Raw genomic sequence first — 19,992 nt, forward strand, 5'->3', positions numbered from 1 at the left:
CATGACGACGATACGCCACCACCTTTCGGATCAGCTTCTGATGGCCTATGCGGCCGGTCAGCTGCCCGAGGCGTTCAACCTGGTCGTGGCGACGCATGTGTCGCTCTGCGACGAGTGCCGGGCGCGGGCCGCGTCCTACGACGCCGTGGGCGGCACGCTTCTGGAAGAGGCCGAGGAAATCGCGCTGGGCGAGGATGCCCTGGCCAAGGCGCTGGCCCGGATCGAAGGCCTGTCGCAGGCGACGCGGTCCGAGCCCTTGAAACCGGCGGGCATCTTCCCGGCTCCGCTGGCCGACTACATCGGGGGCGATCTGTCCTCGGTCCGCTGGCGCAAGGTTGGCGGTGGGGTCAAGCAGGCGATCCTGCCGACGGCCAAGGATGCCTCGGTTCGGCTGCTTTACATCCCGGCGGGGACGGCGGTGCCGGACCACGGCCACCGCGGGATGGAGCTGACGCTGGTCCTGCAGGGCGCCTTTGCCGACGAGAACGACCGTTTCAACCGTGGTGACATCGAGATCGCGGATGAAGAGATGGAGCATACTCCCGTCGCTTTGGCCGGTGAGGACTGCATCTGCCTGGCGGCCACGGACGCCCCGCTGCGGTTCCGCGGGCTGATCCCGCGCCTGGCGCAGCCGCTTTTGCGGATCTGACCGGGTGCCGGTCTGAAGCCCGGCCTACAGGCCGTGTAACCGGACGGCGATCACCGGCCAGTCGCCCTGCAGACGGGCCGGTCCCTCGGTCAGGATCAGGTCGTCGCGGTTCACGCCGCGCCCGTTCACCAGACAAGGGCCAAGCGCGTAAAGCGCCAGCGTCCCGCCCGCCGGCAGGCTGTCGTTCTGCGCCACGAAGACCTGCGGCTTCGGCAGGCTCCGCGCCGTCATCACGTTGAAATCATCGGACTGCTGGTCATTGGTTTCCGTGGCGGTCACCTCGACATCGCCGGGGAAGGCCACCGGGACGAGAGGCTCGCACCGAAGGTCGATCCCGCCCCCGGTCAGCCGGAACCCGGGGCCGGACAGCACTGTCAGGTTCCGCTCGATCCCCGGAAACAGCGAGAACGGCCCGTCCTCGACCACCGCCGCGCGGGACAGACGCACCAGCAGCTGCCCGTCCCGCTCCAGCCGCCACAACTCGGTCGTCGTCCCGCGCCCGTTCTTCCAGGGCTGTCGGGTGTAGTCGGCAGGGGTGAGGTGGATCACTCGGCCGCCCCGATCACGCGGACGGGATCGTCGGGGGCCAGTTCCTCGAAGTCGAAGTTGTCCAGCCTGCGGGCGCGGCGGGTGGCCTTGTCGGAAGAAATCTTGATGTCCTCGATGTCCTTCGCCGCCTGGCCGAAGTGGCGGTCCAGGCTTTCGACCCGGGTGCCCAGCCGTTCGACGTCGGCGTAGAGGAGCGCCAGTTCCTTGCGGATCGCCCCCGCCTGTTCCCGCATCCTTGCGTCCTTCAAGACCGCCCGCATCGTGTTCAGCGTCGCCATGCAGGTGGTGGGCGAGACGATCCAGACCTTGGCTGCAAAGCCCTCGCGCACCAGGTCGGGGAAGTTGGCGTGCAGTTCGGCGTAGACCGCTTCTGAGGGCAGGAACATCAGCGCGCCGTCCGCCGTCTCGCCTTCCAGGATGTATTTCTCGCTGATCGCCCGGATATGGGCACGGACGGCGGCGCGCATCAGCTGGGCGGCTTCCTGCTGCAGGCGGGGCGAGTCGGCACGACGCAACGCCTCATAGGCCTCCAGCGGGAACTTGGCATCGATGACGATGGGGCCGGGCGGGTTCGGCAGGTGGATCAGGCAGTCCGCCCGGCGGCCGTTCGTCAGGGTCGCCTGCATGGTGTAGGCGTCCTTCGGCAGAGCCTTCTGCACGATGTCATTGAGCTGGATTTCCCCGAACGCGCCGCGGGTCTGCTTGTTCGACAGGATGTCCTGCAACGACAACACGTTCCCCGACAGCTTCTCGATATTGGCCTGCGCCTTGTCGATGGTCTCCAGCCGCTGCAGCAACTCACCCAGGCTTCGTGCTGTCCGGGTCGAGGTGCCGTGCAAAGCCTCGGTCATCTGCCGTTGCACTTCGGCGAGCCGGGTTTCCATCACCTGCAGCATGGCAGTCTGGCTGACGGCCTGAGCCTCAGAGACATGATGTAGCCCCCCTGCCAGTTGCTGCTGCCCATCACCGATCTGCTGCATCCGGCTGGACAGCCAGGCCACTTCCCGCGCCAGCGGCTCGGCGGCTTGGGCCGACCGCGCCGCCGTGCGCAGGATCAGGATAAGGAAGCCGAGGAGCACCGCGACGAGGCCGCCGAGGATCAGCACCTCAGGGTCGTTCCAGGCATAGGTCTGGCCGAAGAGGGAAATCATCGTCGGCCGAACAGGCGTTCGATGTCATGGAGCGACAGTTCAACATAGGTGGGCCGCCCGTGGTTGCACTGACCGGAAAGGGGCGTCGCCTCCATCTCGCGCAGAAGCGCGTTCATCTCCTCGGGCCGCATCTGGCGGCCAGAGCGGACGGAGCCGTGGCAGGCCATGCGCGAGAGGATCGCATCGATCTTTGCACGGACCAGCTGGCTGTCGCCGCTGTCGGCGAGCTCATCAAGGATATCGCGGACCAGCGCCGCGCCGTTGACCGGGCCAAGGACGGCGGGGGTTTCGCGGATGGCGACTGCATTACCGCCGAAAGGCTCGATCACCAGCCCGACCTCGGCCAGCGCGGGGGCGGCGTCCAGAATGCGGGCGGCATCGATTGGTGAGAGGTCGACGATTTCCGGAATCAGCAGCGCCTGGGCGCGGATGCCGGTCTCGGCCATCTGGCGCTTCAGGCGTTCATAGACCAGCCGTTCATGCGCGGCGTGCTGGTCGACGATGACTATGCCGCGCGCGGTTTGGGCGACGATGTAGTTCTCATGCAGCTGTGCGCGGGCGGCGCCCAGGGGGTGCTCGTCGTGCGGCTCCGCCTTCTCCTCGCCAGGCGGCGCGAAGGCGGGGGCCTGGGGGGCTTCGGCAAAGCCGGGGGACTGGAAGGCGAAGGCGCGGGCAATGGTCGGCTGGCTAGGCCGGTCCATCTGGTAGATGCGCGGCTCGGGCCGGAAGGCGCCAAGCGTGGCCGCGCCAACGGTCGAAGACGCACGATGGCCCGCCCCGGTCAGCGCCGATTTCAGCGCGGTGATGATGAGAGACCGCGCCGCATCGGGTTCGCGGAACCGCACCTCTGCCTTCGCCGGATGCACATTCACGTCGACGCGCTGGGGGTCGGCGATCAGATTCAGCACTGCCGCCGGGTGGCGGTCGCGGGACAACACGTCGAAATAGGCCGCCCGCAGCGCGCCGTAGAGCATCCGGTCCAAGACCGGGCGGCCATTGACGAACAGGTACTGCTGCGCCGAGGACCCCCGCGAATAGGTCGGCAGCGCGGCATAGCCTTGCAGCCGCAGCCCCTCACGCTCGGCGTCGATCCGCAGCGCGTTGTCAGTGAAATCCCGCCCGATGACCGACGCCAGCCGCGACTGCAGCGCGTCGAACAGGTCGCCATTCGCCGGATCGGCGCGGAACAGCACCCGCGCCTCGCCCCCCGTCACGTCGCGCAGGGTAAAGCCCACCTGCGGCTCGGCCATCGCCAGGCGGCGGATCACCTCGGTCACGGCCTGCATCTCGGCCCGGTCGGACCGCAGGAATTTCAGCCGCGCCGGGGTGGCGAAGAACAGGTCGCGCAGCTCCACCACCGTGCCCCTCGTCAGCGCCGCCGGACGCACCGGGGACATCCGGCTCCCCTCGCAACTGATCTGTGCAGCGTCGCCATCCGCGCGGGAGGTAATCGTCAGTCGACCCACAGCCCCCAGGGACGGCAAAGCCTCACCTCGGAAGCCGAAGCTGCGGATGTCCAGCAGATCCGACCCGTCGATCTTCGACGTCGCATGGCGGGACAGGGCCAGGGGCAGGTCCTCGGCCGTCATGCCACAGCCGTCGTCTGTCACCCGGATCAGCGTCTTGCCGCCATCGGCGATGTCCACCTGAACCCGCCCCGCCCCGGCGTCGAGCGCATTCTCCACCAGTTCCTTCACGGCGCTGGCGGGACGCTCCACCACCTCGCCCGCCGCAATGCGGTTGATCGCGGCCTCATCCAGTTGCCGGATCACCGGACGGCCCTGGGCGCCCGTTATCTTGGGGGTGTGAAGTGTCATGCCCCCATCTGTAGCAGGCCCCCCCGAGTCGGGGAAGAACGAAACAGGACTTTGCTCGCCTGGGGTTGCGCTTTTCGCTGCATGCGCCATATCGGCCCAAAACGAGGGACAGACATGCAGGACATCCTGGCGCTTGCCAGCGCCAATCTTCTGACGCCGATGATCCTGTGCTTTGCGCTGGGTCTTTTCGCCGCCCTCGCCCGCAGCGAGCTGACGATCCCCGAGGCGGTGGCCAAGGGCATGTCGATCTACCTTCTCTTCGCCATCGGCTTCAAGGGCGGGGTCGCGGTGGCCGATCACGGTCTGGACGGCACCCTGATCGCCGCGCTGGTCGCGGGGGTGGTGCTGTCCTTCCTGATCCCATTCGTGGCCTTTGCCATGCTGAAGGTGATGACCCGCTTGTCCGCAACCGACGCCGCCGCCGTCGCCGCGCATTACGGGTCGATTTCCATCGTGACCTTCGTCACCGGGTCCTCCGTCGTGCAGGGGGCCGGGCTGGTGGCCGAGGGCTACATGGTCGCCGTCGCCGCCGCGATGGAGGCACCGGCGATCATCTCGGCCTTGTATCTCGCGTCGCGGTCAGGGGGCCGGGCCGAGAAGATGGACGCCGACCTCTGGCGCGAGATCCTGCTGAACGGGTCCATCGTCCTGCTGGTCGGGTCCTTCCTGATCGGCCTCGTCACCGGGGACGGCGGGATGCAGCGGATCGAGGCCTTCATCGTCGCGCCCTTCCAGGGGGTGCTGTGCCTGTTCCTCCTCGACATGGGTCTGGTGGCGGGCCGGGGGATGCGGAACGCGAAGGGTGTGCTGACGATGGGGGCGCTGGCCTTCGGCCTTGTCATGCCCGTGGTGGGGGCGATGTTCGGGTTGGGCGCCGGTTTGGCGCTGGGGCTGTCGACGGGGGGCGTCGCGCTGATGATGGTGCTGGCGGGGTCCGCCAGTTACATCGCCGTCCCTGCCGCGATGCGGGTGGCTTTGCCGGATGCCAATCCGTCGATCTACCTGACGCTGTCCCTGGGGGTGACCTTCCCGTTCAATCTGGTGATCGGTATTCCGGCCTGGGTGGCCGTGGCGCAGGCTGTGGGGGGATAAGATGCAGACGCACAAGGCAAAGCGGGTGGAAATCATCATCGAGGCGCCGATGGAAAGCCGCCTCACCGCCGCTTTGGAGAAGGCCGGCGTGACGGGGTTCACCGTGCTGCCGGTCCTGGGCGGCTCGGGCCGGTCGGGCCGCTGGACGCGCGAGGGGCAGGTGGGCCGGTCCGGCATGGTCTCGGTCGTCTGCCTGATCCGGCCGGAAAGGCTGGATACCCTCCTTGAGGCCGCCTATTCGGTGGTCGAGCGGCATATCGGGGTGATCGGGGTCACCGATGCCGAGGTGCTGCGGGCCGAGCGGTTCTGAGGGGCTGTCCACGGTGGGCGGGCTTGCGATGACGCGCGGAATCAATGGGTTGGGCGTTGGCGTTAGGGGTTCGTTAAGAGGCCTGGTAGCAGGCCAAGGTGAAGCTGATGATGATACCGGAGGCGCTACTCAACGACGCGCTTTACTTTCGCCGAGTCGAGAATGAACCGGACCTTCCCCTCCGCTTGAGCGCGGAAGAACTCGGCAAGCTTTACGTGGCCTTCTATCCGGTCGAGGAGAAGGAAGACGACCCGAACCAGGAAGTCACCTGGGTCTGGGACCTGATGTTCCTCCTGTGTCACAAAGCGCCAACCGTCGCACTGGAGTGCATCGTATGCGCGGCGCGACAGCCACTCAGTCAGTTTCAGGCGTCCTGCATAGCGGCAGGGTCTCTTGAAGACATCATTGCCGATCATGGGCCTGATGTGATCGAGAGGATCGAAGAACTTGCGAGCGAAAGTGCGCGATTTCGCTACCTGCTATCTGGTGTCTGGCCGCGCGGGCAAGACACAGCGGGCGACATGTGGCAGCGAGTGCTGCGTGCCCGGGCGCCGGGCCCAGACATGGATCAGGGCGCGGATGTTCCGGTCGCTGACCTGTAACGCTCGTCGCTGACTTCGTCACTCCTCGCCGGACCCAACCGACGAGGAGCCGAAGGCGAACGAGGAGGGGTCAGCCGTGCTTCACCATCACATGCCGGACCACCGTGTAGTCCTCCAGCGCGTAAGCCGACATGTCCTTGCCGTAGCCGGATTGCTTCAGGCCCCCATGCGGCATTTCGTTGGTCAGCATGAAGTGGGTGTTGATCCAGGTGCAGCCGTAGCGGAGCCGCGCCGCCGTCGCCATCGCGCGGCCGACGTCGCGGGTCCAGACTGAACTCGCCAGCCCGTAGTCGCTGTCGTTGGCCCAGGTCACCGCATCCTCGACGTCCGAGAACGGGGTGACCGAGACCACCGGCCCAAAGACCTCGCGCCGGACGATCTCGTCGTCCTGCTTGGCCCCGGCGACGACGGTGGGCTTGTAGTAGAAGCCCTGCTCCATCGCCTCGCCGCCCGTGGTGATCTGGACGTGGTTCAGCTCCCGCGCGCGGTTGACGAAGCTTGCCACCCGGTCGCGCTGGCGCTGCGAAATCAGCGGGCCGATTTCATTGGTCGCGTCGTCCTCTGCCCCCAGAACGATGGACGACGCCGCCGAGGTGAGGTCCGCGACAAGGTTGTCGTAGATCTTCTTCCCGGCATAGACCCGGCAGGCGGCGGTGCAGTCCTGTCCGGCGTTGTAGAAGGAAAAGGCGCGCAGGCCTTCGACCACCGCGTCCACATCGGCATCGTCGAAGACCACCACGGGCGCCTTGCCGCCCAGTTCCAGATGCGTGCGCTTCACCGTCTTGGCGGCGGCGTCGAGCATCTTCTTCCCCGTCGCCACGTCGCCGGTCAGAGAGATCATGTCCACCTGCGGATGGTTGATGAGGTAGCTGCCCACCGTCTGCCCGCGCCCGGCTATGACGTTCACCACGCCTTCGGGCAGCACATCGGCCAGGATCTGCGCCAGCTTCAGCGCGGTCAGGGGCGTCTGCTCGGACGGTTTGAACACCACCGTGTTGCCGCCGCCAATGGCGGGGCCAAGCTTCCAGGCCATCATCATCAGCGGGTAGTTCCAGGGCGCAATCGACGCCACGACCCCCACCGGATCACGCCGGATCATCGAGGTATGGCCCGAGAGATACTCCCCCGCCACCGTCCCCGTCATGCAACGCACCGCCCCCGCGAAGTAGCGGAAGCAGTCCACGATGGCCGGAATCTCGTCATTCCGCGCGGCGTTGATCGGCTTGCCGCAGTTCAAGGCCTCCAGCTGGGCGAAGGCATCCGCCTCCGCCTCGATCCGGTCGGCAATCGTCAGCAGCGCCGCCGAGCGTTCCGCAGGGGTCGTCCGCGACCAACCTTCGAACGCCTTCCGCGCCGCGGCCACCGACCGGTCGACCTGCGCGGTCGAGGCTTCGGGCAGTTCCAGGATCAGCCCGCCGGTGCGGGGATTGAGGATATGTTCGGCCGTCTCCTGCCCGGCCTCGAAGGCGGACCCGATCAGGAATTTGGTCTGGATCGTCATGGGAATTCCTCCGTTATTTGCCCATGCCGGCGGTCTCGGACCCGCCGCGGGTGAGGTAGTAGGCGATGAGGATCGGCACGAAGGTGGCGGCAAAGACCACGATGGCGACGACGTTGGTGACGGGGCGCTGGCGCGGGCGGACAAGCTCGTTCAGCATCCAGATCGGCAGGGTGGATTGCTGGCCCGCAGTGAAGGTGGTGACGATGACCTCGTCGAAAGACAGCGCGAAGGCGAGCATCCCGCCGGCCAGAAGCGCGGAGCCGAGGTTCGGCAAGAGGACATAGCGGAAGGTCTGGAAGCTGTTCGCGCCAAGGTCGGCGCTGGCCTCCAGGATGCCGCCCGACAGCCGCCGCATTCGGGCGATGGCGTTGTTGTAGACGATGACGATGCAGAAGGTCGCGTGGCCAAGGACGATGGTCCAGGTCGAAAAGGGTATGTCCATGATCCCGAAGGCCGACCGCAAGGACATGCCGGTGATGACCCCGGGCAGGGCGATGGGTAGGAGGATGAGGAGCGAGACCTGATCGCGCCCGAAGAAGCTGGCCCGTGCCATGGCGGCGGCGGCCAGCGTGCCAAGGATCATGGCAAGGACCGTGGCGATGGCCGCGACCTGCAGCGAGAGGTAAAGGGGCGGCCAGATGTCCTCGCGGTTCCAGGCGACGGCGAACCATTCGGTGGTCAGGCCGGGCGGCGGGAAGGCGTAGCTGCGCTCCTCGGTCGTGAAGGCGTAGAGGAAGATCAACAGGATCGGCAGGTGGAGGAAGAGGAGGCCTCCGATGGCCGCGGCCTTCAGGCCCCATGAGGCGTCAGAGCGCATCGAAGGCCCCCGCGCGTTTGGCGAGCGTCAGGTAGATCACCATGATCAGGATCGGCACCACGGCAAAGGCGGCGGCCAAAGGCGTGTTCCCGGCGGTGCCCTGCAGCTGGTAGACGGTCAGGCCGATGAAGCGCGACGAATCCCCGATGATCTGCGGAATGATGTAGTCGCCCAAGGTCAGCGAGAAGGTGAAGATCGAGCCCGCGATGACTCCGGGAAGGGCCAGCGGCAGGATCACGGTGCGGAAGGTTTGGGCCTGCGTGGCACCCAGGTCGGCGGAGGCTTCGAGCATGGAGTTCGGCACCCGCTCCAGCGCCGCCTGCATCGGCAGGATCATGTACGGGAGCCAGATATAGACGAAGACGACGAAGGTTCCGAAGGGCGAGGTGGAAAGGGACGAGCCCTCAAGGCCCGGAATGGACAGGATGCCATCGATGATGAAGCTGGTCCCGGTGCCTTCCGCCGCCCAGCCGATGATGCCCTCCTTGGCCAGGATCAGCTTCCAGGCATAGACCTTGACCAGGTAGGACGACCACAGCGGCAGCATGACGCCCAGGTAGAAGGCCGCCTTCCACGTCCCCTTGGCATAGCGCGCGGCGTAGTAGGCGATGGGGAAGGCCAGCACCGCGCAGGCGAGCGTCACCGCCGTTGCCATGACCACGGTCCGCAGGATGATGTCCAGGTTCTGCGCCCGGAAGAGCTCGGCATAGGTCTTGAGCGTGAACTCCTCCTTCACCACGCCCGAGAACTCGTCGATCGAGTAGAAGGATTGGAGGAGCAGGGCGGCGAGCGAGCCGAGATAGACCACCGCAAGCCACAGCAGCGGCGGGGTGATGAGGAGGACCAGAAGGAGCCGCGGCTGCCGCCAGAAGACGCCAGTCAGCCGGTCCGCCGCACCTTTGGCGGGCAGGATCGCGGGGGCGGTCATGCCGTCCCCATCAGATGCAGAGCGGACGGTTCAAAGGCGATGGCGGTCGTCGCACCTTCCGCCGGGACCGGCTGGCCAGCGGGAACGAGGGCCGCGATTTCCGTGCCGCCCGCGTCGATCACTACTCGGGTGCCGGACCCCAGATAGCGCAGCGCGGTCACGGTGCCCTGGACCGGGCCGGTCGCGGCAAGGCGCGTCGCCTCAGGGCGCAGCGATGCCCATTGCGCCGGACCACCCAAGGCGCGGGTCAGGTCTGGGGGCAGCACGTTTGACGAGCCAACGAAATCGGCGACGAAGCGGGTGGCCGGGCGGTCGTAGATGTCCTGCGGGGTGCCGATCTGGGCGATCCGGCCTTCGTTGAACACCGCCAGGCTGTCGGCCATCGACAGGGCCTCGTGCTGGTCATGAGTCACGAAGACGAAGGTCAGGCCCAGCCGCTTCTGCAGCGCCTTCAACTCATCCTGCATCGCCTCGCGCAGCTTCAGGTCCAGCGCACCGAGGGGTTCGTCCAGCAGCAGCACGCGGGGTTCGTTCACCAGCGCGCGGGCCAAAGCCACTCGTTGCCGCTGCCCGCCCGACAGTTGCGCAGGCTTGCGGTCGCCGTAGCCGTTAAGCTTGACCAGCGCCAGCATCTCCTCGGCCTTGGCATAGCGCGCCGATCGGCCCACGCCCTTGACCATCAGCCCATAGGCCACGTTGTCGCGCACGTTCAGGTGGGGAAACAGCGCATAGTCCTGGAACACCGTGTTCACGTTCCGCAGGTGCGGCGGGGTCGCCGAGACATCCTCGCCGAAGATGCGGATCGCGCCGCCGGTGGGCTTTTCAAAGCCGGAGATCAGCCGCAGGCAGGTGGTCTTGCCCGACCCTGACGGCCCGAGCATGGCGAAGAACGACCCCTCGGCGATGGTCAGGTCCACGCCATCAACGGCCTTGACGGTGCCGAAGTGGCGCGAGACGTTCTGGAATTCGACGGCTGCGGTCATGGGTCGATCGTAGGGTGCGCTACAGCGCACCGTCCCTTGCGATGATGGGGAGAAGTAGGGTGGGCGACCTCGCCCACCCCAGGATCAGGCGATCAGCGGCCGCCGATCACGCCGATGTAGTCCGAGACCCAGCGGTAATAGGGCACGCAGGCGCCTTCACCCTGAGAGCAGTTCGACACCGGAGTGGTCCAGAACCGGATCTTCTCGAAATCGTCCATCCCGTTCGCGGTGCAGGTCTCGGCCGTCGACATGCCGCGACCATCGGTGCAAGCCGCCGGAACCGCCGGGTTCGCGCCGAACCAGACCGCAAGGTCGGCCTGCAGGTTCGACGACAGCGTGTGCTCCATCCACAGGTAGCTGCAGTTCGGGTTCGCCGCATCGACATGCATCATCGTCGTGTCAGCCCAGCCCGTCGCGCCTTCCTGCGGGATCACGCTCGCGATGGGCTGGCTGTCCGACTGCAATAGGTTGCGCTGGAACGGCCAGGAGCCCGAGGCGACCACGCCTTCGTTCTTGAAGTCGTCGATCTGGATGAAGGCGTCGTGCCAGTAGCGGCTGACCAGATTGCGCTGCACGCGCAGAAGGTCGAGCGCGGCCTTGTACTGGTCCTCGTTCAGCTCGTAGGGCGAGGTGATGCCCAGTTCCGGCTTGTGGAACATCAGGTACTGCGCGGCGTCGGCGATGTGGATCGGCCCGTCATAGGCCTGCACGCGGCCCTTGTTCGACTGGCCGTCGGGCAGCGTCATCTCTTCGAACACCACGTTCCAGCTGGTCGGCGGCTCCTTGAAGACTTCGGTGTTGTACATCAGCACGTTCGGCCCCCACATGTAGGGCACGCCGTAGTGGACGCCGTCGACCGTGTGCCAGGGCGCCGACTTCAGGCGGTCATCGACCGTGGACCAGGACGGGATCAGGTCGATGTTGATCGGCTGCACGCGGTCACCGGCCACCAGGCGCAGGGACGCGTCGCCCGAGGCGGTGACGAGGTCGAACCCGCCTTCGTTCATCAGCGCGACCATCTCGTCACTGGTGTTCGCGGTCTTGACGTTGACCTTGCAGCCGCTTGCGGCCTCGAACTTGGTGACCCAGTCGAATTCCTTCATCGTCTCGCCGCGCTCGATATAGCCCGGCCAGGCGACGATGTTCACCTGTCCTTCCGGCGCACCGATCTCGGTGACCTGGGCCAGGACGGGGGAGAGTCCGGTCAAAAGCGCAAGTGTGGTCGTTCCCAGCAGTCGAAGGTGTTTCATGGCAGGCTCCCGTTGGTTGTCTCTTGCATGCGCAGAGAGTCCGTTCTCGCGGACTTGAAAAAAGCGTAGGATGCCATGAAACTTTCACAATAACAAAAAACTGAAGCCAGATATCGGGATTACCGATGCATGACGACGCGCTGTGATTGTTTCGGTTGCTATTGCTTGTATGGTTTCGGACTCTGCTTAGGTAAACAGGACATTGGGCTGTGGGTGGATGGTGGACATGCTGATGATAGCGCCTGCGCCGGTAATCGAAGCCGGCGACAAGCTGCGGCTTGACGTGAAGTTCGTCGAGGGCATGCGTGTCCAACAGGCGCATTGGCCAAACCGGATCACCGTTGCCTTGCGGCGCGGTGTCCCGTCGATCCCCTTCGGCCGCGACTATGACCGCGCCGACCTGCCGTTCGACCTCTTGCTCCTCGACCCGCACGAAGAACTGACCGCCGGGCATCTGGACGGGCACGGCCTGATCTATGCCGGCGGGGACGACTTTCATTGCCTGGGCCTGACCGACCATCTGAAGCCCGGGCAGAAGATCGTCTATGTGATTGAATACACGCAGGAAACCAGGTTGCAGATCCTGGCCCTTGATCGCCATCGGGGCTTCTTGCGGCGGCTGAAGGGTGGGATGTGGCTGCGGCAACAGGAAAAGCGGCGGTTAAAGGCGTTCCGGGCCTCGGATGCGCTGCAGGCAAATGGTTACCCGGCTTACGACGCCTATGCCGGGATGACCAGGGACTGCCTTCTGTACCTCGACGGCCGGATGACGCCTGCCCTCTTCGCGACCGAGGCGGAAATGGCCGCGCGTGAGGCGCGCCGTGCGGCAGGCGGGCCGCTGCGGCTGATCTTCTCGGGCCGGCTCGAGCCGATGAAGGGCGCGCAGGACCTGATTCCGGTGGCGCAGCGACTGTCCGAGAAGGGGGTCGACTTCACGCTCGATATCTTCGGCACCGGCGCGCTTGAGGGCGAGATCATGGCCGGCATGCAACAGTTGAAGGAACCGGCCCGGGTCCGGCTGCATCGGGCCGTCGACTTCGAGACGGAACTGGTGCCTTTCACCCGGACGCAGGCTGATCTCTTCATCGGCTGTCATCGCCAGTCCGACCCGTCCTGCACCTACATCGAGGCGATGGGCTGCGGAGTTGCGGTCGCCAGCTATGACAACCGGATGTGGAGCCGGCTGAACGCCGAGGCCAAAGCCGGCTGGGGCGTGCCGCTTGGTGAACCGCTTGCGCTGGCCGACCGGGTCGCGGAACTGTCGCGGCAGCCCGCGGCGATCGACACCGCCAGCCGCAATGCCTGGGCGTTCTCGCGGGCGCATGGCTTCCTGCCGGAATTCAAGCGCCGGATGGAACACCTTGCCCAGATCGCCGGGGTCAAGCTTCTGGACGTCGCGGCCTGACCGGGGTCAGGGACGCGATCAGCCGGGGCGGGTGACGGCCGTGCTTTGCGCCGAGCGGATGAAGTTCGACGCCGGTCCGGTCAGCGGCGCGCCCTTGCGCCAGGCCAGTCCCACCTGCACCGACGGCAGGTCGCCCGAGACATCGCGGATCTCGATCCGGTCGCCTTCCAGGGACCAGGGCCGGTAGACGAGGCTCGGCAGGATCGCCAGCCCCGCGCCGGTGGCGACCAGCGACCGCACGGCCTCGACACTCCGGGTGCGGAAGGCGATCTGCGGCTTCACTGGCAGGGCGGCGGTCAGGCGGCGGGTCGATTCCTCGATCTCGTCCACCATCAGCTGGATCATCGGCGTGCCCGCAAGCTCTTCCAGCGCAATGCTTTCCTGCTGCGCCAGCGGGTGGCCCAGCGGCAGCCAGAGGCGATAGGGCGACACCAGCAGCGTCTCGACATTCAGCGCCATGCGGTCGTGTACGGATGAGGTAAGAAGGACCGCCACGTCCAGTTCCCCCCCGATCAAGAGGTGCTGCAGGTATTCGCCACTGTCCTCGATCACGTTCAGTTCGACCTGCGGGAAGGCCCGGCGATAGCGCTGCAGGATGTCGGACAGCACATAGCCCGCGACCAAGCTGGTCACCCCCAGCGACAGGCGGCCGCGGGCGGTCTCCGCTTCGATCTGGAAGGTCGTGCGGGCGGTCGCCACATCCGCCAGGATCTGCCGGGCATGGCGCAGAAAGGCTGATCCCTTGTGCGTCAGAAGGATGCCGCGCGCCTGCCGGTCAAACAGCACCACGCCAAGGTCGTCTTCCAGCGCGCGAATGGCCTCGGTGACCGAGGACTGGCTGATCGACAAGGCCCGCGCCGCACCGGAAACGGAACCAGCCTCGGCGGCTCCGACAAAGAATTGCAGCTGGCGCAGGGTAAATGCCATCGGAAACCGCGATAGGACCTAGGTTATCATCTGCCAGATAGATGGGCACATGGCAAGGCTTGCGGCGCCTGTGGTGCTGTGTCTTTGTAGCGAAAAACGAAACGGAGGCGGGGATGGTCTGGGTATTGTTGGCGGTTGTGCTGGGTGGCGTCGCCATAGCGCTGCAAGCCCCGGTCAACGCAGCGCTCGCGCGAGAGCTGGGCGGCCCGGTTCCCGCCGCTGCCGTCTCGTTCGGCGTGGGCTTCGTCGTCCTCATGGTCATCGCGCTGGCGCAGGGGCAGGGTGGGGCCTTCCTGAAGCTGCCGCAGGTTCCGGGCTGGATGCTGTTCGGCGGCTGCCTTGGCGCCTGGTATGTGCTGACCGCGGTCTGGGGCGTGTCGCATCTGGGTGTGCTGACGTTGGTCTCGGCGCTGATCCTGGGCCAGATGACCGCCGCGATGGTCATCGACTCGACCGGCGCCCTTGGGGTTGCCACGCGCGAGATCACGCCCACCCGCATCGCCGCCGCCGGTCTGGTGATGGCCGGTCTGATCCTGTCGCGGGCTTAAGCCCCGAATTTTCGTCGAAAACTCGAAGACTCAGCCCGTCCAGCGCCCGGTTTCCAGAGCTGTCCAGCCGGGCCGCAGTGCAGGCGGCGGCGGACCGTCCTGCCAGAAGCAGAGCCGCAGATGGTCGACCGCGCCCGTGGCATCGACGACCAGCGTCCAGTCCATGTGGAACCCGTCCAGCAGCAGCCCTTCGGCGTAGAACACCACCTCTTCCGCCTCCAGCGCTTCGGAGGGGCTGTCGCCCCAACCCTCGCCACCCCAGAACACCAGCCCCTCGATGTCGCGCCACTTCCGCGTGATCCGCACCAGCGGGGCGAGAAAGGTTTCCATAGCGGTGGCGTCGGTCACGTCCGGCCCCTTTCGGCGAAGGCCTCGGCCCGCAACGCGGCGCAGATCTCGGGTTCGGATCTGGACACCAGGGCCTGATAGGCCGCCAGCCGTTCAGGCGTGAAATGCCCGGCCTCGGCCAGCAGGTTCACCGTACCGCAGACCGTGTCGTCAGCCACGACCGGCAGGTTGACGCAGGACCCCAGGCCCAGTGACACGATCAGCGCATGGTCGAAGAAATGCCGTTCGAACTCTGCCGGACTGTTCGCCACGAAAGGCTTTCGGGCAGAAACGCAGGCGGCATACCAGGCGTCCCTGTCCAGCGGTTTCGTCCCCTGCAGCGGATACTCGATCAGATGCGAGGTGTAGACCCGGCGATGCAGCGCTGCGCGGTCATCCAGCGCCGTGACCGTGAACAGCCGGGTGCCAAGGGCGGCGCAGGCGCGATGAAGCTCGGTCAGGACAGTCAAGGGCCGCTCCCGGTTTGCGCCGGATCAAGGCGCGCCGCCGTCATGCCGGCCATTGTCGGGTTGCACAGGACAGTGTCAATGCGGGGGACAGGCATGCAATACCAGATCAGTGCGCGCAGGCTGGATGCGACTGGCAGCCAGGCGACAACCCACGGCGCCGAAGTCCGCCTCGCCACCGACATGGAGGGCCGCAAGGACGCGATGAACCCGGTGGAGCTGCTGTTGTCCGCCCTGGCCGCCTGCATGATCAAGGGCGCCGAACGGGTGCTGCCGACGCTGAAGTTCCAGCTGGACGGCATGAAAGTCGTGCTTGAGGCCGACCGCCAGGACAGCCCGCCCAAGCTGACCGCGATCCGGTACGAAATCGTGGTCGCCACGCCGGAAACCGATGCCCGGCTGGACCTTCTGCATCGCAACATCCTGAAATACGGGACAATTTCCAACACGCTGGCGGCGGCGGTGCCGCTTACGGGGACGATCCGCCGCGCCTAGCGCCGGGTCATCGCGATGCGGATCAGCGCGCGTTCCATCAGCGCCATGCCGGGCGCCTTGCTGGCCGACCGCAGCGTCAGGTCAGTCTCCAACAGGATCGCCACCGCCTGCTCCAGCGCGCGAACCCCCCATTGTCCGGCCTGACGCCCCATCGCGTCTTTCTGCTTGAAGTTGACGCGGGCCTTCTGGATGCCGACCCCCGGCCCCTGCGGATCGGTTGCCGCCGCGTGCAGGATGCGGAAATGCCGCAGCGCGCCGATGCAGATCGTCACCGGCAGCACGCCCTGGCCTTCCAGCCGCCGGAACAGCGGGCCGATGGCATTGGCACGGGCCTCGGCCACGGCGTCGACTAGGTCGTCAACCTCGGCCTCGATGGTGGCGGGGGCCATGGCGGCCACGTCTGCAGGCGTCAGAGGCGTCTCGTCGCGATACTTGTACAGCGCAATCTTCTCCAGCGTCTGCCGGAAATCGCCGGGATCAAGGGCGCGGGCAAGCGTGTTCAGGTCGTTCATCGCCTCGCGGTCGATGTCGCGCAGACCGGCCTTCTTCAGCGCCTCCTCGATCTCTTCCCGGCTGGGCGGATCGTCGTAAAGTCCGATGCTGACGGCATTCGGGTGCTTATCGAACAGCGTCTTCAGCGCGGATTTCCCGGTCAGCCCGCCGCCCGTCACCACGATCACCGCATCGCCGGGCTTCCATTCCGCCAGCGCCACGCCGATCACTTCGGCCAGCCCGTCGGTCGCATCCTCGACGAAGGCCACCCTTGGGCCGCGGAAGAAGCCCACCGCCTTGATCGCGTCGAGGAGGAGGCTGCCGTCCTTCCTCAGGTCCGCGCCCGACATCCGGGTCAGCCGCATCTCGGCCTCGCCCTCCGGCCCGACCAGCGCAGCGATGGCATCCTGCCGCTTCAGCGCCACCCGCATGGCGTCCGCGCCAAAGATCAACAGCCCCGCACGCCCCGGGTCGGGCCGGGCGCAATAGCGGGCGGCCTCTACCCCCTTCAGGATCATGGCAGTTTGGCGGACGCCGCGATCAGCTGGGCCGTGATCTGGTCGGCCAGGATGCGCATCAGCCGGAGAGCGGCGTCTTCCTCGGCCGCCAGCCCGGCGACGGTAGAGCCGGTGGCCGAATAGGCGGTGAAGTTCTGCACCCGGCCACCCGCCACCCGCGCGCCAGAGACACGGTCGGTCAGGCTGTAGTCGACCACGCCTTTCAGGTTGTAGCGGGTGATCTTGTTGTCGGTGGTGATGCCGACGCCCACGGTTTCGGTGACGATGGTGTAGCCCAGGTCATAGCGCGGGTTTTCGGGCCGCCCCAGCCGTTCCTCCAGCCGTTCGACCAGGTCAAAGCCGTTCTTGCCGGTCGGGTCCTGGACATAGACCGTGCCCATCAGCCGCGACGCCGGGCCATCGGGCGCCAGCGCCGGGGTGAACCCGCAGGCAGCCAGCGCCAGGGGGGCGAGCAGGACGAAACGACGACCGATCCCAACCCCCCGAAGCGGGGACGGCGGGGCAACGGGGTCTTTTCGCTCAGACGACGACATTGATGATGCGGCCCGGGACGACGATGATCTTCTTCACCGGCTGCCCGGCAAGGAACTTGACCACATCCTCTTCCGCCAGCGCCAGCTTTTCAACCTCGGCCGGGGCCATGTCCTTCGGCACGCTGATTTCCGCCCGCCGCTTGCCGTTGATCTGGATCGGCAGCGTCACCCGGTCATCGACCAAGAGGGCGGGGTCGGCCTTGGGCCAGGGCGCCTGCGCGCAAAGACCCTCACCGCCCTGCAGCGACCAGACCTCCTCGGCCAGGTGCGGGGTCATCGGCGACATCAGCTTGGCCAGCGTGCGGATCGCCTCCTTCATCACCGGGGTCGAGGCATTGGCCCGCGCAATGGTGTTGGTAAAGGCGTAAAGCGTCGCGATGGCCTTGTTGAAGGCAAAGTTTTCGATGTCCCGGGACACCTCGGTGATCGCCTTGGCCATGGCCTTCGCCAGATCCGCGTCGCCTTCGCCCTTGTGGTCGGCCGGCATCTGGCCGATCCGCGACGACAGGCTCCAGACCCGGGACAGATGCTTGTACGCGGCTTCCGCGCCCGACGAGGTCCATTCCACGTCGCGGTCGGGGGGCGAGTCGGACATCACGAACCAGCGGGCGGTGTCGGCGCCGAAGGCCTTGATGATGTTCATCGGGTCGACGACGTTCTTCTTCGACTTCGACATCTTGGCCGAAGGAATGATCTCGATCGGCGTGGCGGCCGCTTCCATCAGCATTTCCTTGACCTGGGCGTCGCTGAGCCCGGTCAGGTCGATCTCATGGTGGATCTTCAGGAATGCCACCGCCTCGCCCTGGATGGTCAGGCGCACGACGTCTTCCGGCAGGTGATAGACCGGCCGACCCTGCAGGTCGATGGACCGGTAGATCTCGTGCGTGACCATGCCTTGGGTGAACAGCGCATTGAACGGCTCGATGGCCTTTGCGGGCAGGTGGCCGGTCTTGTGCATCGCCCGGGCGAAGAATCGGCTGTACAGAAGGTGCAGGATCGCATGCTCGATCCCGCCGATGTACTGGTCGACGTTCATCCAGTAATCGGCATCCTCGAGCACGGTCGGCGTCGTCGCGCGCGGGGCGGTAAAGCGGGCGTAGTACCAGGACGAATCGACGAAGGTGTCCATCGTGTCCGTCTCGCGCCGGGCCGCTGCCCCGCATTTCGGGCAGGTGGTAGCGGCCCAGGTCGGATGCCGGTCCAGCGGGTTGCCGGGCTTGTCGAAGCTGACGTCATAGGGCAGCTCGATCGGCAGGTTTTCCTTCTTCTCGGGCACCACGCCGCAACTCGCGCAGTGGATCACCGGGATCGGGCAACCCCAATAGCGCTGGCGGGAAACGCCCCAGTCGCGCAACCGGTACTTCGTCACGCCCTTGCCATAGCCCTTGGCCTCGGCATGCGCGATGGCGCTGGCCACGCCCTCGTCGCCGGTCTGCACCTTATCCCCGGCGAAACCGCGGATGTAGTGCACCTTTTCCGACTTCATCGGCACGTAGGCCTCGGTCAGCACGGCATCGTTGCCGTCCGCCGTGAACACGGGCTTGATCGGCAACCCGTATTTTGTCGCAAAGTCGAAGTCGCGCTGGTCATGCGCCGGGCAGCCGAAGATCGCCCCGGTGCCGTAATCCATCAGGATGAAGTTCGCGATCCAGACCGGCAATTCCCAAGTCGGATCAAGCGGATGCTTCACCCGGATCCCGGTGTCCAACCCGATCTTCTCGGCCGTCTCGATCTCTTCGGCCGAGGTGCCACCCTTGCGGCATTCGGCGACGAAGGCGGCGACCTTCGGGTCGGTCTCAAGCGCCTTGGCCAAGGGATGGTCCGGGCTGATCGCGGCAAAGCTTGCCCCCATCAGCGTGTCGGGCCGGGTCGTGTAGACCTCCAGCGTCTCGAACCCGGCAGGAGCCCCCACCGTCTCGAACGCAAACTGCAGACCCCGCGACTTGCCGATCCAGTTCGCCTGCATCAGGCGCACCTTCTCCGGCCAGTTCGTCAGCCCGTCCAGCGCCGACAACAGCTCATCGGAATAGTCGCTGATCTTGAAGAACCACTGCGTCAGCTCCCTCCGTTCGACCGCCGCACCCGACCGCCAGCCCTTGCCGTCGATCACCTGCTCGTTCGCCAGAACCGTCATGTCGACCGGGTCCCAGTTCACGACCGCAGCCTTCCGGTAAACGAGGCCCGCTTCCATCATGTCCAGGAACATGGCCTGCTGCTGGCCGTAATACTCCGGATCGCAGGTCGCCAACTCGCGCGACCAGTCGATCGACAGGCCCAGCGGCTTCATCTGCGCCTTCATGTCGGCGATGTTGCCGTAGGTCCAGTCCTTCGGATGCCCGCCCCGCTCCATCGCCGCGTTTTCCGCCGGCATGCCGAACGCGTCCCAGCCCATCGGATGGAGGACGCTGTACCCACAGGCCGCCTTGTGCCGCGCCACCACGTCGCCCATCGTGTAGTTGCGCACATGCCCCATGTGGATGCGCCCTGACGGGTAGGGGAACATCTCCAGCACATAATACTTGGGCTTCGCCGGATCGCGCTTTGCCGTGAAGGCCCCCGCCTTGTCCCAGGCCGCCTGCCACTTGGGTTCGATCTGCGAAGGGGTGTAACGCGCCATCAGGGGGCCTCTTG

Annotated in this window: 21 protein-coding genes; 7 read left to right on the plus strand and 14 right to left on the minus strand. The window is 66.3% G+C overall.

Features of this window, described 5'->3' with window-relative positions; all coding sequences use genetic code 11:
- Position 1 precedes the first annotated feature (1 nt).
- A complete protein-coding gene (locus AC2EAL_RS05100) occupies positions 2-649 on the plus strand; it encodes a ChrR family anti-sigma-E factor (protein ID WP_484723083.1) in 648 nt (215 codons plus the stop codon).
- Positions 650-673: 24 nt separating this feature from the next.
- On the opposite strand, the gene AC2EAL_RS05105 is transcribed toward AC2EAL_RS05100, so the two are convergent.
- Genes AC2EAL_RS05105 through mutL form a run of 3 tightly spaced genes read right to left on the minus strand, consistent with a single transcriptional unit; the run spans position 674 to position 4,166 of the window.
- Entirely contained in the window at positions 674-1,198 is a 525-nt protein-coding gene (locus tag AC2EAL_RS05105) for a HutD/Ves family protein (RefSeq protein ID WP_484723084.1), read from the minus strand.
- Positions 1,195-2,349, minus strand: a complete 1,155-nt coding sequence (locus AC2EAL_RS05110; protein ID WP_484723085.1) for a DNA recombination protein RmuC — start codon at positions 2,347-2,349, stop codon at positions 1,195-1,197. The genes AC2EAL_RS05105 and AC2EAL_RS05110 overlap by 4 nt, the downstream gene beginning before the upstream one ends.
- Positions 2,346-4,166, minus strand: coding sequence for a DNA mismatch repair endonuclease MutL (gene mutL / locus AC2EAL_RS05115; RefSeq protein ID WP_484723086.1), 1,821 nt, complete (start codon positions 4,164-4,166; stop codon positions 2,346-2,348). Before mutL ends, AC2EAL_RS05110 begins: the two co-directional genes overlap by 4 nt.
- Before the next feature lie 114 nt (positions 4,167-4,280).
- On the opposite strand from mutL, the gene AC2EAL_RS05120 reads away from it, so the two are divergent.
- From AC2EAL_RS05120 to AC2EAL_RS05130, 3 genes are all read left to right on the plus strand, one after another.
- Entirely contained in the window at positions 4,281-5,258 is a 978-nt protein-coding gene (locus AC2EAL_RS05120; protein ID WP_484723087.1) for a sodium-dependent bicarbonate transport family permease, read from the plus strand.
- Between the two features lies 1 nt (position 5,259).
- Positions 5,260-5,568 (plus strand): P-II family nitrogen regulator, encoded by a 309-nt coding sequence (locus tag AC2EAL_RS05125; protein ID WP_484723088.1) that lies wholly within the window; start codon positions 5,260-5,262, stop codon positions 5,566-5,568.
- Positions 5,569-5,675: 107 nt separating this feature from the next.
- Positions 5,676-6,170 carry a DUF6869 domain-containing protein gene (locus AC2EAL_RS05130; protein ID WP_484723404.1) on the plus strand — a complete coding sequence of 165 codons (495 nt, stop codon included), beginning with the start codon at positions 5,676-5,678 and terminating at the stop codon, positions 6,168-6,170.
- Between the two features lie 70 nt (positions 6,171-6,240).
- Here the strand turns inward: AC2EAL_RS05130 and AC2EAL_RS05135 are convergent, their stop codons facing one another.
- The 5 genes from AC2EAL_RS05135 to AC2EAL_RS05155 all read right to left on the minus strand — a co-directional run bounded on the left by AC2EAL_RS05135 (position 6,241) and on the right by AC2EAL_RS05155 (position 11,649).
- Complete coding sequence (locus AC2EAL_RS05135; protein ID WP_484723405.1) at positions 6,241-7,665, minus strand: gamma-aminobutyraldehyde dehydrogenase; 1,425 nt, start codon at positions 7,663-7,665, stop codon at positions 6,241-6,243.
- Between the two features lie 19 nt (positions 7,666-7,684).
- Positions 7,685-8,488 (minus strand): ABC transporter permease, encoded by an 804-nt coding sequence (locus tag AC2EAL_RS05140; protein ID WP_484723089.1) that lies wholly within the window; start codon positions 8,486-8,488, stop codon positions 7,685-7,687.
- Positions 8,478-9,416 (minus strand): ABC transporter permease, encoded by a 939-nt coding sequence (locus AC2EAL_RS05145; protein WP_484723090.1) that lies wholly within the window; start codon positions 9,414-9,416, stop codon positions 8,478-8,480. Before AC2EAL_RS05145 ends, AC2EAL_RS05140 begins: the two co-directional genes overlap by 11 nt.
- The gene (locus tag AC2EAL_RS05150; RefSeq protein WP_484723091.1) at positions 9,413-10,399 is read right to left on the minus strand and encodes an ABC transporter ATP-binding protein; all 987 of its coding nucleotides are present in this window, start codon (positions 10,397-10,399) and stop codon (positions 9,413-9,415) included. The genes AC2EAL_RS05145 and AC2EAL_RS05150 overlap by 4 nt, the downstream gene beginning before the upstream one ends.
- 92 nt (positions 10,400-10,491) lie before the next feature.
- The gene (locus AC2EAL_RS05155) at positions 10,492-11,649 is read right to left on the minus strand and encodes an ABC transporter substrate-binding protein (RefSeq protein WP_484723092.1); all 1,158 of its coding nucleotides are present in this window, start codon (positions 11,647-11,649) and stop codon (positions 10,492-10,494) included.
- A gap of 226 nt (positions 11,650-11,875) precedes the next feature.
- Between AC2EAL_RS05155 and AC2EAL_RS05160 the strand changes: the two genes are divergently transcribed.
- Positions 11,876-13,054: a glycosyltransferase gene (locus AC2EAL_RS05160; RefSeq protein ID WP_484723093.1), complete on the plus strand. Its 1,179-nt coding sequence runs from the start codon at positions 11,876-11,878 to the stop codon at positions 13,052-13,054.
- Between the two features lie 18 nt (positions 13,055-13,072).
- Here the strand turns inward: AC2EAL_RS05160 and AC2EAL_RS05165 are convergent, their stop codons facing one another.
- Positions 13,073-13,981 (minus strand): LysR family transcriptional regulator, encoded by a 909-nt coding sequence (locus AC2EAL_RS05165; RefSeq protein ID WP_484723094.1) that lies wholly within the window; start codon positions 13,979-13,981, stop codon positions 13,073-13,075.
- 113 nt (positions 13,982-14,094) lie between these two features.
- On the opposite strand from AC2EAL_RS05165, the gene AC2EAL_RS05170 reads away from it, so the two are divergent.
- Positions 14,095-14,529, plus strand: a complete 435-nt coding sequence (locus tag AC2EAL_RS05170) for a DMT family transporter (protein ID WP_484723095.1) — start codon at positions 14,095-14,097, stop codon at positions 14,527-14,529.
- A gap of 30 nt (positions 14,530-14,559) precedes the next feature.
- Here AC2EAL_RS05170 and AC2EAL_RS05175 read toward each other — a convergent pair whose 3' ends face one another.
- A complete protein-coding gene (locus AC2EAL_RS05175; RefSeq protein WP_484723096.1) occupies positions 14,560-14,877 on the minus strand; it encodes a hypothetical protein in 318 nt (105 codons plus the stop codon).
- A complete protein-coding gene (locus AC2EAL_RS05180; protein WP_484723097.1) occupies positions 14,874-15,326 on the minus strand; it encodes a GAF domain-containing protein in 453 nt (150 codons plus the stop codon). Before AC2EAL_RS05180 ends, AC2EAL_RS05175 begins: the two co-directional genes overlap by 4 nt.
- A gap of 93 nt (positions 15,327-15,419) precedes the next feature.
- On the opposite strand from AC2EAL_RS05180, the gene AC2EAL_RS05185 reads away from it, so the two are divergent.
- Positions 15,420-15,818: an OsmC family protein gene (locus AC2EAL_RS05185; protein WP_484723098.1), complete on the plus strand. Its 399-nt coding sequence runs from the start codon at positions 15,420-15,422 to the stop codon at positions 15,816-15,818.
- On the opposite strand, the gene holA is transcribed toward AC2EAL_RS05185, so the two are convergent.
- The 3 genes from holA to leuS are packed head-to-tail and all read right to left on the minus strand — an operon-like array spanning position 15,815 to position 19,978.
- Positions 15,815-16,828: a DNA polymerase III subunit delta gene (gene holA / locus AC2EAL_RS05190; protein ID WP_484723099.1), complete on the minus strand. Its 1,014-nt coding sequence runs from the start codon at positions 16,826-16,828 to the stop codon at positions 15,815-15,817. The two genes, AC2EAL_RS05185 and holA, sit on opposite strands and share 4 nt — an antisense overlap.
- The gene (gene lptE / locus AC2EAL_RS05195) at positions 16,825-17,361 is read right to left on the minus strand and encodes an LPS assembly lipoprotein LptE (RefSeq protein WP_484723100.1); all 537 of its coding nucleotides are present in this window, start codon (positions 17,359-17,361) and stop codon (positions 16,825-16,827) included. Before lptE ends, holA begins: the two co-directional genes overlap by 4 nt.
- A complete protein-coding gene (leuS, locus tag AC2EAL_RS05200; RefSeq protein WP_484723101.1) occupies positions 17,348-19,978 on the minus strand; it encodes a leucine--tRNA ligase in 2,631 nt (876 codons plus the stop codon). Before leuS ends, lptE begins: the two co-directional genes overlap by 14 nt.
- Between the last annotated feature and the right edge of the window lie 14 nt (positions 19,979-19,992).

Source organism: Tabrizicola sp. T74, from assembly GCF_057219935.1.

Bases quoted from the DNA above. Each gene is read 5' to 3' on its own strand.
- AC2EAL_RS05170 (WP_484723095.1), top strand. From the start codon at position 14,095: ATGGTCTGGGTATTGTTGGCGGTTGTGCTGGGTGGCGTCGCCATAGCG.
- AC2EAL_RS05165 (WP_484723094.1), bottom strand. From the start codon at position 13,981: ATGGCATTTACCCTGCGCCAGCTGCAATTCTTTGTCGGAGCCGCCGAG.
- holA (WP_484723099.1), bottom strand. From the start codon at position 16,828: ATGATCCTGAAGGGGGTAGAGGCCGCCCGCTATTGCGCCCGGCCCGAC.
- AC2EAL_RS05130 (WP_484723404.1), top strand. From the start codon at position 5,676: ATGATGATACCGGAGGCGCTACTCAACGACGCGCTTTACTTTCGCCGA.
- leuS (WP_484723101.1), bottom strand. From the start codon at position 19,978: ATGGCGCGTTACACCCCTTCGCAGATCGAACCCAAGTGGCAGGCGGCC.
- AC2EAL_RS05120 (WP_484723087.1), top strand. From the start codon at position 4,281: ATGCAGGACATCCTGGCGCTTGCCAGCGCCAATCTTCTGACGCCGATG.
- mutL (WP_484723086.1), bottom strand. From the start codon at position 4,166: ATGACACTTCACACCCCCAAGATAACGGGCGCCCAGGGCCGTCCGGTG.
- AC2EAL_RS05185 (WP_484723098.1), top strand. From the start codon at position 15,420: ATGCAATACCAGATCAGTGCGCGCAGGCTGGATGCGACTGGCAGCCAG.
- AC2EAL_RS05155 (WP_484723092.1), bottom strand. From the start codon at position 11,649: ATGAAACACCTTCGACTGCTGGGAACGACCACACTTGCGCTTTTGACC.
- AC2EAL_RS05125 (WP_484723088.1), top strand. From the start codon at position 5,260: ATGCAGACGCACAAGGCAAAGCGGGTGGAAATCATCATCGAGGCGCCG.
- AC2EAL_RS05145 (WP_484723090.1), bottom strand. From the start codon at position 9,416: ATGACCGCCCCCGCGATCCTGCCCGCCAAAGGTGCGGCGGACCGGCTG.
- AC2EAL_RS05160 (WP_484723093.1), top strand. From the start codon at position 11,876: ATGCTGATGATAGCGCCTGCGCCGGTAATCGAAGCCGGCGACAAGCTG.
- lptE (WP_484723100.1), bottom strand. From the start codon at position 17,361: ATGTCGTCGTCTGAGCGAAAAGACCCCGTTGCCCCGCCGTCCCCGCTT.
- AC2EAL_RS05110 (WP_484723085.1), bottom strand. From the start codon at position 2,349: ATGATTTCCCTCTTCGGCCAGACCTATGCCTGGAACGACCCTGAGGTG.
- AC2EAL_RS05140 (WP_484723089.1), bottom strand. From the start codon at position 8,488: ATGCGCTCTGACGCCTCATGGGGCCTGAAGGCCGCGGCCATCGGAGGC.
- AC2EAL_RS05100 (WP_484723083.1), top strand. From the start codon at position 2: ATGACGACGATACGCCACCACCTTTCGGATCAGCTTCTGATGGCCTAT.
- AC2EAL_RS05150 (WP_484723091.1), bottom strand. From the start codon at position 10,399: ATGACCGCAGCCGTCGAATTCCAGAACGTCTCGCGCCACTTCGGCACC.